Here is an 11,834-nt window from a genome sequence, read left to right as displayed (position 1 = left end):
AAATTCAGCATTACCCGGTTCTACCGGACTGTCTCGAAAGATATCCACACCAATAACGGCGGGTTTATGTTGCTCCAGCTTCTGTAATACCTCATACATTACAGCATCTTTGATTGAAGACCCTCCTGGAGCTGTTGTGTCTTTTAAATCTGGCTCAGTCACCTCTACTACTAAGATGCGGTCATCGGGTGGTAAAGCTGGTCGCAGCTCTATCATCCGGTCGAAAGCCTTTAACTCAAAAAACTGTAACATTCCTAGGTGCTTAGACCCTAGCATTAAACCAGTTACGGCCAAACTCGCTACCAATGCTGGGTTTATCCCAACATATTTTCCCAAGCGTTTCAGCCGTGACCAAGTTTTCGCCGGTTTTGGGGGCGGAGGAGAGGGATTTTCCTCTTGGGGGCTAAGTTTTGAGTTGTTTGGTGACTCTTCTGTCGCCACTTTTACCAGCTGAGCACTCATATATAATATTTATCACTAGAAACTATCACCCTTGATGTTCACCCTTGATAATTCTATAAATAATACGATCAAAGGTTCGATCACCCTGTAGAGTAGTGATTCATTCCTTGATTCAATGCCCTGACCTAAGTTGGAAACGTTGCTCTGAGTATTTTCCCGATCGATGTCTTGATGCAGTCGCTCATGGGGGTTTCCCCCAAGACCGCGCTGCATCGCTTTAATCGATTTAGGAAAAGCAATGGAAGCCTTTTTGCTTACACTACCATTTTGCTTTTTCGTGGGCTTGGAAGCAAGTCGTCCTTATTCTGTCAAGCTATCAATCGGATTATCTTAAATTTGTCTTCAACTTCGTCGTGGTCAACCACTATACATGCCAATTATTATTGATGCGCACCTGACTCATAGTATTGGCTAATTCCACGTTGATAGTTTTGACAGCAAAAACTGGCACTTAGCTTATACAAATAGCTTTCTGTATTTTAGCTTAACAATCGTTGGATAGTATTTATCCCAGATATCCGCAAGCTTTACTACTCACAGGATAGCCTACCGCGAATGTTCCTGTTTTTGATTGCTTTATCCACACTATTCGGTTCAATCCCTGGTTGATATTTCCTACAGGCGCAGTACTAATCTACACCATCATCAACCCTGCCAACTGATCATCCCACCATGACCTAAGTGGTTCATAGGTGGGATGAATCGTAGGGCTTATTGATTACGTAGTCTTCATCAGAGACAAACGTTGGTCAGGTATTGAGGTTACTTTCCCACGGATTCATCCGTCGGGTTTTTACTACTCCCTTCTGACACAACTAGCGAGATTTTTGGTAGATATGTCTAAATTTGTTGATATTTATCGATAAAACCAACCTCTAGAGCCAAACAGGTTTTCTAGCGGGGGAGAAGTTTACCGGAAACCCACGGCGGCTTGCCAGACAAAGGCTAGCAGCAAGAAGAACACAGGGATGACTGGTAGAACGTCCACCACTGGACCAAAAATAGAGTAAGCTTCGGGTAATGTTCCTAACAGGAGTGCAGCTTCCATATCTTAAATCTTCCTTTCCAACACAGATTTAATAATTGACATGTATCTTAACATGAAGTGAACAGCCAATGAGCAAATTGTGTAGTGAATTGATCACTTAAGATGGCTGCCCTGATCGCTTGAGTAAACCGAATTAGCTCAGTCACATTGTGGTGAGAGAGTAACATATAGCCTAGAGATTCACGCGATCGCACTAAATGGTTCAGATAAGCACGACTGAAATTCTGACAGCAATAGCAAGGACAACTGGGATCTAAGGGGGAAAAATCTTCCCGAAACCGGGCATTTTTCAAGTTCCAGCGTTCCCCCTGCACTAAGGCGCTACCATGACGTCCCAGCCGAGTGGGAATAACGCAGTCAAATAAGTCTATGCCAGATGCGATCGCTAAAACCATTTCCCTGTAGGTACCGACCCCCATCAGATAACGAGGCTTATGCCATGGCAGTAATGGAGCAGTTGTCTGGACAATTTGGTGAATCAATTCAGGCGGTTCCCCCACACTGACACCACCAATGGCATAACCTGGTAAATCCAACTCGACCAAGGATTCCGCAGCTAAGACACGCAAATCTAGGTACACCCCACCCTGAACTATACCAAACAAAGCTTGTTGATCAGGGCGATTGTGGGCAACCATACAGCGTTTGAGCCAGAGATAGGTTCGTTGAGTTGCTAATTCCACATCAGTTCGCTCAGCTGGATAGGGGGGACACTCATCAAATGCCATGATCACATCTGCTCCTAAGGCATGCTGAATTTCCATACACCGTTCTGGGGTTATATCAATCATCCGCCCATCCCGAGGAGATCTAAACCTCACCCCCTCTTCAGTAATAGTACGGAGCTGGCTTAAGCTAAACACCTGAAAGCCACCAGAATCAGTCAAGATTGGTCCGTTCCAACCCATAAATCGATGCAGCCCACCGGCTTTTTTAATGATGGCTTCTCCCGGTTGCAGATGGAGATGATAGGTATTAGCCAAAACCATTTGTGCCCCAGCTACTTCTAACTGGGCTGGTGTTAGAGTTTTTACCGTTGCTAGGGTGCCTACTGGCATAAACCTGGGAGTTTCCACCACACCATGGGGGGTCACAAACACCCCAGCTCTTGCTTTAGTGTGGCTACAGGAAGCCTGACATTGAAATGAAAAATTATTTTTCTGTTGATTCAAGTTGATCTAGGTCTTGAAATATCGTTAACTAGACGATAGCGTTTAATTCGCTTAACCCTGTTCAAGCTCTTGCGTCTTCGATATTGTGTATTCGATGCATCCACCTTGGAGCAAGCCAATACTTATACCCTTGAACTTGATTAATCAACTTGTAACCTTCTAACCTTCTAACCTTCTAACCTAAAAAGGACAATCTCCATCATCATCAATTTGCACATCCCATTTTGCGCTTAGAACCTGTGTGACCATAGCTTCAAGGGCTTCCGCCTGAAGTTGCTCAACACACTCTTGTTGCAAGGGATTCAAAAGGGGAATCAGCCGCAACTGACGATTTTCACTAATTAGGTCAAAGTAAGCTTCTTGGTCTGGAGACTGACTCAGTTGTAAATAGTCAAAACTATGAACATTGATGTAAAGTGTCCGATTGGCAATCAGGGTAGAGCAATGGGGATCAGCAAATACTTCCTGAACTAACCCTTCCCCCTGGTTTTTTAGTTGACCATCGAGAGTGTGGATGTAACGGACGCAACCTAAATCACCAAGCAAGCGTTTCATATCTCGCTTGTTGATGATAATGCCAGTTTCAATGATGCAAGGAGCTGGGAGTTGGTGTCGAGATTGGTGGTGACTCATGGATAAAAGCCTATAATGCTTTTCAGGGCTGATATTGACATACAACTGGTTAATTTAATTGATTGGTGAGGCAACCCTAAAGGTGAAACCAATTGATGAGAACACAGCTACGGCAACGGGTTAAAACCAACAATAAAGGTTAATAGTGTTAGGTTTTGGGTTAATGGTTATCGGACTTTATACCTAATCTAAGCATGCTTAATGGTTAATACAAGGGTATAAGCATGTAAGCGTGCCTAGTAAGCAGCAACAGATAATTCCAATAGATGCAGGGAATAATCCCGTGGAATGGTGTTTATCTTTAAATAGTTCACAGTCAACTAGTCAAATCTAGACAACCAGATTACTCCTTTTTAAGGTTTTACCCTTATTAAGTAAACACCAACAGCTTATATCCCAAATGGGATAAACCCATTGCCAACTACTTTTCGACCAAGGAATGTTGATTGAGCCGTTTTGGTCGGCACGAACTAACTAGATTAGTAGCCCGTTGCTGTTGAGACCTAAGCCATAGGGTGAGGTAACTTGCTGCTTGTAACAACAGCTTATGACACAATACTATCTCAATCTTTCGATGGTGCTCAAAGGAAAATTCCATAAATTTCAGTAACAGCAGTTACCCATGAAGTATTTCACTGGACAACAATTGAGGCAATGGGGACGTCAACTTTTCCGTTCTTTAAGTGGTGCTGTAACTTTTTATACTATTATACCCCTACCAGCTAGCTGGAGAATGGAGTTTCGAGGGATTGCCCGTTGGGCACCGATCATCGGATTGCTGATTGGGGGGATACTGGTAATATTAGATACTTTATTGCAACAGTTGGGGATGCCAGCACTTACTCGCTCTGTTGCAGTTGTGGTCAGCTGGCTTGCCCTGACTGGAGGATTACACTTAGATGGGGTGATAGACACAGCTGATGGTTTAGCAGTTCCAGATCCCCAGCGCCGTTTAGATGTGATGGCAGATAGTGTTACAGGAGCGTTTGGGGCAATGGCAGCCTGTACTCTATTACTGATCAAAACCGCTGCCCTAACTGATATCGGGGCTTATCGGTGGGTAGCTTTGATGGGAGCAGCTGCTTGGGGACGCTGGGGACAAGTCGTAGCGATCGCATTTTATCCCTATCTCAAACCCACCGGTAAAGGGGCATTTCACAAACCATGGATACGTATTCCCCAAGATATTCTCTTGGGATTATTCGTTGTCTTAAGTTTATCTCTAGTGCCAGTGTTGCTAGATCCCACAAATACTTGGTTATCCTTAACCATGGCCATTGGAGGATGTGCGATCGCTTTACTGACTGGCGGCTGGTTTCACCGCCAGCTGGGGGGACATACTGGAGACACTTACGGAGCAGTGGTGGAATGGACAGAAGCCTTGTTTCTGTGCTTACTTACCCTCATCCTTCACTAATTCTTTCCCTAATTATTTGCCAAAGACGACCTGTTAGTTTATCGAGTACTTACCGACTCGACCACTAAACCCCTAAATTGGTTTAAGTCTGGTTATCTTTAATCTGAACCTGCCACCGCCGGTTGAGCCAAAGGCACGCACCCTGATAATGTACTCATCTGTCTCAGTAATGCGAGCAAATAGCAAGGAGTTAGTACTGCCATCAGGTCCATCATCATTTTCCGCTACCATAGAACCGTCAGAAGCGATCACAGAGATCATCGTGTCAAAGTTGTCTGAGATCAGGTCAATGGCAACTTGGTCTCCTGCATCAAGAGTTACTACATAGTCTCGGGCAAAGCCACCATCCCCGATCGGAATATCTTTCTGAGTCAGGGTGTCAACAATTTCTTTGCTATGAGAAATCGGCTGCGGATTGTACAGGTTTTGTGCTCTGGCTACTGGTGCAGTTACGCTCGTTGCCAAGAAAGTTGCTGCCACAGGCATAACCCAGCTAAACCAAGCAGCAAAAACTTTACTCATCTAAACTATATATCTTTTAGTTCGTCACATTTCTAACACTGTACCTTAACCCCCTTAAAAAAGGAGGGTCCTGTCGAGTATGGGCTTAAAGCAGCCCAGGCTATACCCTGACGATACAACCAGCTTACTCTACTACTGACGGGATGTCTCACCGCCAAATTTCTGATATTTTCCCTACTTAACTATAGTCATTTGACTAGGACAAAAAATCACAAATTGAATGCGATCGCTATTTTCACCTCACTTCAATATCACCAACTTTATCCAATAATTAAAACCTTCGATTCAGTTCTGCTCTCTCCTCAAAAAAACCGCAATTTTATGACATCAAACTGAGTTTCTTAAACTCAATATTTTTTTCGGAAGAGTTTTTTCACTAGCACTTGTCAATGATTCATTTTTTCTATATAATAGTATTATCGGAATAGTTAAAATAAATCAGAAAAATGAACAAGTGTGTTTGTACTACAGAAGCAGCATCTCTATTAGGTATTTCTTCTCGGCGATTGCGCCAACTTCTAGAGAAGGGTCGGGTTCGGGGTGCTTATAAAAGCGGGAAATTCTGGATTATTCCCTTGTTTAATAATCTGCCCCAAATCACGAAAGGCTCTAGAGGACCAAAAGGCAAATGGCGCACTAATCGTGCTCCGGCCATAGCTAAGATCAATGTCAACCGCAATCACATTGGCTCAAATATCCACAAAAGTCCCGAAGAACGGAAGCCAGTGATTTCAGTAAAACGCAGCGGCAACAATCTATACGGCAACCAGGTAGAAATCCTTGGCCCTTGCCGCATTGTCTATAATCCCGATAAACCACTATCATGTGGTGCTCGTCTATGGATCGAGACCTTCAGTGATGTCCACTTCATTGGTGGCAGTTTCCCTGCCAGCTAATGATCGATTTTGGAGCGTCCGCTCACCATAGCGCAATAATCGTTGGATCGCTTCCAGACGGTTGTCCCATACCTGGACTTGATAGGGTTGCTCAACGGATTGTCCAAACATCCACGTTTGAAAGCGAGTACGGAAGGATGACATGGACAATTGTGCTGATAACAAGCTCATCATGGATGGCTTGTCGGCTAGTCGATTCAGCAACAGGGAAAGGGTATCGGCTTGTTGTCCCCAGTCTGAAAGGTCTGGTTCCCCAATTACGATTTGATTATTTGCTAACATAAAACTCCATTCCTGTTGCAGAGCCTGATAACGTTCTGCTGCAGCTAGGAACGGTTCACGGTAAGGTACTTGTACTTCAGTGGTAGGCTCTTCTTGTCCTTGAGTGCGACTTAAAATACCCCTGAGATTATCATTGAGATTTTCTACTGCAAATAGGGCATAGCCAGGAGCTGGTAAATCTCGCAGCAGTTGGATTTGGTCAACAGCTACAATATCGGGCAAATTCAATAGGCGAATTCCTGGCAAAACTAAGGCTGAGCTGATGGAGGATTTAGTTAGCCATGGTTGGGCTAATTTTTGTAACTCTTCCGTTTCCAGCGCATAAGTCATTGGTACCATCAGGTCAATCTCACCCCGAGATGCCCAATCTTCCCAGTTTTGTTGGATTTTTTGCAATCGGTCTTCCCGAGGCATGGGAAACACAGCAGCCGAGATAATCAAGTCGGAACGTTTCTGGCGCAGCATTTGTGACACTGACTTGACTAAAGTGTCGATTTGTTTGATACGAAAATCTGTCCACTGTCGCCATAAGTTCTTATCCTTTGGGTCAATCTCAATGGGGTCAACACCGGTCAATGCCTGGAACTGTTCACGGGCTGCCTTACCATAACCAAAGGTATGACCAGCTTTGGGGTCTTGAAACGGGTAGCGAATATAGTCCAGCTGAATTCCATCTACTTCATAGTTGCTGGCTATTTCTTCCAATAGCTTGGTTAGATAATCCCGCACTTCTGGATTAGCGGGGTCAAGAAATGCCTTTCTAGTTCTCTTGTGAAACACACGTTTTTTGTTATCCAAGATTGCCCAGTCTGGATTCTTGGATAGCACTGGTCCGAGATAGTCTGCTGGTTGATCTAAAACCGCATTGTGTCGCTGGTTAGCTGCAGCAAATATCCAAACCCAAGCGTGCAATTCCATCCCTCGTTCATGGGCTAACTTGACTGCTGCTTTTAGGGGATCCCATCCGTCAATCAAGGGATTTTGCTCTGGTGCGATCGCACTCGGGTAAATCGTATAACTAGCGTTAACGGTTTCAAAAAAGATGGTGTGAAAACCAGCTGTAGCCAATTTGTCAAAAATTTTAGCTAAATCTTTTTCAGACTTCGCCTTAACAATAGTACCCCGGTCTAGCCAAATGGCTCGAATCTCTGACTGGGCTAGTTTACGATCAATTGGGTAGTTTTCCCACAAGGTATTTCGTGCTGTCATCCACAGCTGACTTGCCTTTTGATACTCTCTGCGAGCCACTGCTCGACGGAAATTTTCCAAACCTACTCTGGCCTGATGCAATGCCTCAATAGCTGAGTTAGCAGCTGAATCAGTTTCATCCGTTTTACCCTCAGAGGTTTCCTCGGAAGTTTCCGACACTTCCTTAGTACCAGCAGTGACAAATTGTTCGATAGCAGCACCTGTCGATAAATTCAGATTACTGTTAGCTGCATCGGCTCTTAGCAAAGCACTTTCAAACCGACCAATCAGATTTTCTAACTCCCGCTCCATGGCAGTAGCTTGCTTTAGGGTTCGAATTCGTCTTCTATATCCTGGTGGTGGGGCTTTTGCTGGTTTGGGTGACGGAACTAATAGGGAATTGCTAGGCTTAGCTGAAGCATCTGTGTTATTGCCAGACTCTGCATCGTCTGTTTCCAGCTGTTTCTGGGCAATAGTAGTGTCGATATCCCGACAATGTTGTGGAGAGTGATCAGAGGATTCAGACGATGTACCTGAATTACTGGTGAGTTGGACATCAGTGACATTGGCATCAGTGACTTGGACATCATAGCGACCAAGAGCCGCTCGTAACCAAGCACTATCGACCTCCGCCGGAGCTACCCGATCGATACCCCAGCGCCAACCAAAAAACGTAGCATTATTAGAGGTTACTACAGCAGGGGGCTTGTCAACCTGACTCCAGACCGCAGCAGTAGTGGAATTAAGATCAGTAGGAATAAGAGTGCCGCCCTGAATGATACCTGTAATTCCAGTATCCTGCACCCATGTTTGGTTACTATCTGGGGAAGGATGGAGGATAGAGGGTTGGGTCATCGCAAACCCCCAATAGGCACCTAAAAGCTCACGCAATTCTTTGCGGATGTCAGGTTTGGAAAGTAACCCAGTCGGACCACTAACAATAACTTTTCCTCCTTCTGCAATCCACTCCTGTAACGCTTGGAATTGTTTGGGGTGGAGGAACTCGACATTGGGCAAAAATAGTAAGTTAGTGTTCTCGAAGTCAGAGGCTTTCTTAACCTCAGTCAAGTCAACAATACAGTAGTTAACTCCAATTGAATGCAAGCGTTCGGTAATTCCAGACCAATGCCCTTGATTATCCCGACTTTTAACTACTCCTAGCTGCACCGTTTCAGCTCTAGCAGCTGGTAACCATGGTAGGGAATTGAGCAAAATCCCGATCAAGGTACTAACTACAATAGTCTTGAGATCGATAGGATTAGATTTGACTTTGGTTAAATCTTTGATCAAGGGGGTTAGCTGTTTGGACAAATACCACTGCCAATTGGAACTACTATCGTTACTCCTGAACACCGTTCACTCCTTAAAATTAGTTATCAAAATCTTAACTCTTCTTAGCAATTAACAACGTTAGTGAGAAGTGCGGATTTAAAACACAGAGATGGTGGCAGGTATAGCGCTATGCGCCAGGCAAGAGGCAATAGGCAAGAGGCAATAGGCAATAGTGAAGAAAAAAGCTTACTAATCAAGGGATTGAGCGATTTGAATTTTTATTCATTTGTCAAACACCATAGTGCGTAGTGCTATATTGGTTCAATTGTAGTTTATAACTTGTATAACCCATAAGGGTGCAGGTTGTAGGGTGGGCAAAAACCGTTTGATGGTTTTGAGTATTAATGATTATCTTACTTTGCCCACCCTACTTTAGAGCTTGTCTATCTAAGCGAATATAAATCGCTTTTTTAGTAATCGGTTTAACCATTTTGGCATTTTCCCAGAAATGATCGTCTAACTCCGGTATATCTGACGTATCAATTTCAGAGTCAGGAATATTTTTGATTTCTTCAAGTCGTTTGGGCGATATACTCATAATACTTTCTCTTTGTCTTGCAGCGGTCAGCGGTTAGCGGTCAGCTAAGGTAACAAATATTAAACCAATCCTTAGCTATTTTATTCAAAAATTCCGTAGGGTGCGCGTAGCCCATAAGCTGATTGCTGATTGCTGATTGCTGATTGCTGATTGCTTACCTAGGGAGTAGGAGTAAGAAGTAAGGTGAAGCAAATCGAATGGCTCTAATAATTATCAGAAACGTTATAATTATTTGTGTGGCAAAATAAACCGTAAACATTTAGGTAAGCAATCAGCTAATGCGCGTTAGCTGATTGCTGTTCGCGTAGCGTGCGCGTAGCGCATATGCTGACGGCTGAATGCTTACGATAAACCCTACCCAAATTAATATCCTGGATAGGTTGGGCATCTCCAATGAAGACTCATAAGCATCGGTCAGTCTGTGGGAAATTAAAACAGCAGTTAAATAATGCGGTTAAACGCTGGTTTAATTCCAGGGCTGTTTCATTCTCAATTTTTTGGTTCTCTGAACCTCCCAAGTGGCAGAAGTTTCGCGCCTGTTTTTCTAAAATTAAACCCAATAGTATAAAAAAACGGCGATTTGCTGACCAGAATGGGCTTTGGACCCCTTACCCATTAATTTTAGAGTCGAAAATGAAACAGCCCTGCCTCTTTATCCTGGTACCCCAACTACTCAGAATAAAGACTGTGTTTCTCGGTTTTGATTTTGGTAGAGGAGGGTAGCAGATACCACTAACCAAATATCTCATCCAATTTCATCATCGCACGCTTTATGTCTGGCCGCACTCCGATCTTCTGACCAGGTGAAGAGTTACCTGTCCATTTCAACAGTGCTCTCATGAACGCTCCGTCGAGCGTTACATGATGAACTGTCTTTGAGTATGACTGAATTAGCGCCAATGCTCCTGCACACAGCGGTGTGGCTGAGCTTGTCCCATTGAATGTATTTGTGTAGCTCTGTTGTCCTCCACGCTCACCATACAGATTCCCGTACCCCGTCGTTGTTACATTTTCTCCCCAAGAATTAATCATGACTTGAGTTCCATAGTTTGAAAATCCTAGTCGTTCAAACGAGGATGAACTACCAGCACCGACAAGCATCCCGCCATTGTCACCACGATAAGCTAAACTGCCACAGCTACTGGTATCCAGATAGTTACCGCCATTACCTGCTGCTAAGATAACTATGACCCCGCTTTGTGTAGCACTCTTGATTAGATCCCAATTTGAACGTGAAAAATCGAACGGATAATATGTTGTGCAACCCGAAAACTGAATATCAAGGCTCACAATATCACCAGGGTTGCTATCTGCGACAATCTTACTCAATTGGTTGATGTTGTAAACATATGTTGTTCCCCCATAAGCAATACCAGTTGTTCCAAATTCATTGTGCGTGGATCTTATACAACCAAGGGATGCTGTACCATGATCTGGAGAACTTCCATCGGCTGAAACGATATCAAGCTCCTTCAAGTCCTCATGATTCTCAATTAAACCAAAGTCCAAGTGGCGTACAACAGATGCTTTACCAGTTATTCCTTGTTGCCAAGCATATTTCACATTCATTCCCGGTGGGTGGTTCATATATGTTTGCCTGGATGTAAACTCTGGTGTCTGCTCTGCTTTTTCCACTACCGCTTTTTTTCCCATTTCCATTAATTCTTGGTATATGGGAGGCGATATTTCTGTAGTCTCCAATGATACGTACTCGACTTCATCTAAAGCATCTAATTCAAGTGCAAGCGCAAGAAGTTGCTCATTGGAGGCATCCTCATGCATTATGACTTTGAATATATTAAGCACATTGTTGTCTTTCATTGGATGTGACTCAATGCGACGTTTATCAGCGTCGGAAAAGACACTCCTGAAATTGCATCGGTATTTGCCCCTTTTTTCTAGGGCTTCTTTTCCATTGGGTTTGAATTTTACGAACAAAGCATGTTCTTGGTTGGTATCTACGATTTCGATGACACTTTTTGGTTCAATACTTGGCAACTTCTCTGACTTTGCCGGATCAAATTCGATCTTTTGAAGACCGACTGACAAGTCCACAGAGTTGGACTCGATGGTGATATTTTCTCGATCTGTGAAATACAACTCAGCTACTACTGAGTAAGTTGATGAGTAATTGCAATTGAAAATCACACAAGAGCGAACATCGATCTCTTCTGTGGCAGACTCCACATGCTGATCTTGTTTTAAAGAGTAGACGATTTTGTGGATGTTGCTTGCGTGCTTGTAGCCTTGCACTTCTGCAAATACTCTCTGGTGATCATTTGAATCTCTGGTCAGTAGTACTTCCATAATTAGTAGTCCTTTCAAAAATGGCTCATCAGTAGGG

At 43.8% G+C, this 11,834-nt stretch carries 12 protein-coding genes; 2 read left to right on the top strand and 10 right to left on the bottom strand.

Annotation, left to right across the window (positions count from 1 at the left end; all coding sequences use genetic code 11):
• The 6 genes from F6K52_RS23145 to F6K52_RS23120 all read right to left on the bottom strand — a co-directional run.
• Positions 1-462, bottom strand: a 462-nt coding sequence (locus F6K52_RS23145; protein WP_293083333.1) for a CHASE2 domain-containing protein, incomplete at its 3' end; no start/stop codon positions are given.
• A gap of 15 nt (positions 463-477) precedes the next feature.
• A complete protein-coding gene (locus tag F6K52_RS23140; RefSeq protein WP_293083330.1) occupies positions 478-675 on the bottom strand; it encodes a hypothetical protein in 198 nt (65 codons plus the stop codon).
• A 697-nt stretch (positions 676-1,372) separates the two neighbouring features.
• Positions 1,373-1,510, bottom strand: a complete 138-nt coding sequence (locus F6K52_RS23135) for a photosystem II reaction center protein K (RefSeq protein ID WP_008177837.1) — start codon at positions 1,508-1,510, stop codon at positions 1,373-1,375.
• A gap of 47 nt (positions 1,511-1,557) precedes the next feature.
• Positions 1,558-2,682 carry a tRNA guanosine(34) transglycosylase Tgt gene (gene tgt, locus F6K52_RS23130; protein ID WP_293083327.1) on the bottom strand — a complete coding sequence of 375 codons (1,125 nt, stop codon included), beginning with the start codon at positions 2,680-2,682 and terminating at the stop codon, positions 1,558-1,560.
• 180 nt (positions 2,683-2,862) lie between these two features.
• Positions 2,863-3,315 carry a hypothetical protein gene (locus F6K52_RS23125; RefSeq protein ID WP_293083324.1) on the bottom strand — a complete coding sequence of 151 codons (453 nt, stop codon included), beginning with the start codon at positions 3,313-3,315 and terminating at the stop codon, positions 2,863-2,865.
• A gap of 421 nt (positions 3,316-3,736) precedes the next feature.
• A complete protein-coding gene (locus F6K52_RS23120) occupies positions 3,737-3,913 on the bottom strand; it encodes a hypothetical protein (protein WP_293083320.1) in 177 nt (58 codons plus the stop codon).
• A gap of 24 nt (positions 3,914-3,937) precedes the next feature.
• On the opposite strand from F6K52_RS23120, the gene cobS reads away from it, so the two are divergent.
• Positions 3,938-4,732 carry an adenosylcobinamide-GDP ribazoletransferase gene (cobS, locus tag F6K52_RS23115; protein ID WP_293083317.1) on the top strand — a complete coding sequence of 265 codons (795 nt, stop codon included), beginning with the start codon at positions 3,938-3,940 and terminating at the stop codon, positions 4,730-4,732.
• A 72-nt stretch (positions 4,733-4,804) separates the two neighbouring features.
• Here the strand turns inward: cobS and F6K52_RS23110 are convergent, their stop codons facing one another.
• The gene (locus F6K52_RS23110) at positions 4,805-5,254 is read right to left on the bottom strand and encodes a PPC domain-containing protein (RefSeq protein ID WP_293083314.1); all 450 of its coding nucleotides are present in this window, start codon (positions 5,252-5,254) and stop codon (positions 4,805-4,807) included.
• A gap of 446 nt (positions 5,255-5,700) precedes the next feature.
• Between F6K52_RS23110 and F6K52_RS23105 the strand changes: the two genes are divergently transcribed.
• Positions 5,701-6,150 (top strand): helix-turn-helix domain-containing protein, encoded by a 450-nt coding sequence (locus F6K52_RS23105; RefSeq protein ID WP_293083311.1) that lies wholly within the window; start codon positions 5,701-5,703, stop codon positions 6,148-6,150.
• Here the strand turns inward: F6K52_RS23105 and F6K52_RS23100 are convergent.
• From F6K52_RS23100 to F6K52_RS23090, 3 genes are all read right to left on the bottom strand, one after another.
• A complete protein-coding gene (locus F6K52_RS23100) occupies positions 6,091-8,973 on the bottom strand; it encodes a family 10 glycosylhydrolase (RefSeq protein ID WP_293083308.1) in 2,883 nt (960 codons plus the stop codon). The two genes, F6K52_RS23105 and F6K52_RS23100, sit on opposite strands and share 60 nt — an antisense overlap.
• Before the next feature lie 346 nt (positions 8,974-9,319).
• The gene (locus tag F6K52_RS23095; protein WP_293083306.1) at positions 9,320-9,490 is read right to left on the bottom strand and encodes a hypothetical protein; all 171 of its coding nucleotides are present in this window, start codon (positions 9,488-9,490) and stop codon (positions 9,320-9,322) included.
• Between the two features lie 732 nt (positions 9,491-10,222).
• The coding region (locus F6K52_RS23090; RefSeq protein ID WP_293083303.1) for a S8 family serine peptidase at positions 10,223-11,834 on the bottom strand (1,612 nt) is incomplete at its 5' end.

It is taken from the genome of Moorena sp. SIO3H5, from assembly GCF_010692395.1.
GTDB lineage: Bacteria > Cyanobacteriota > Cyanobacteriia > Cyanobacteriales > Coleofasciculaceae > Moorena.
This window is presented reverse-complemented; position numbering and strand designations above follow the sequence as displayed.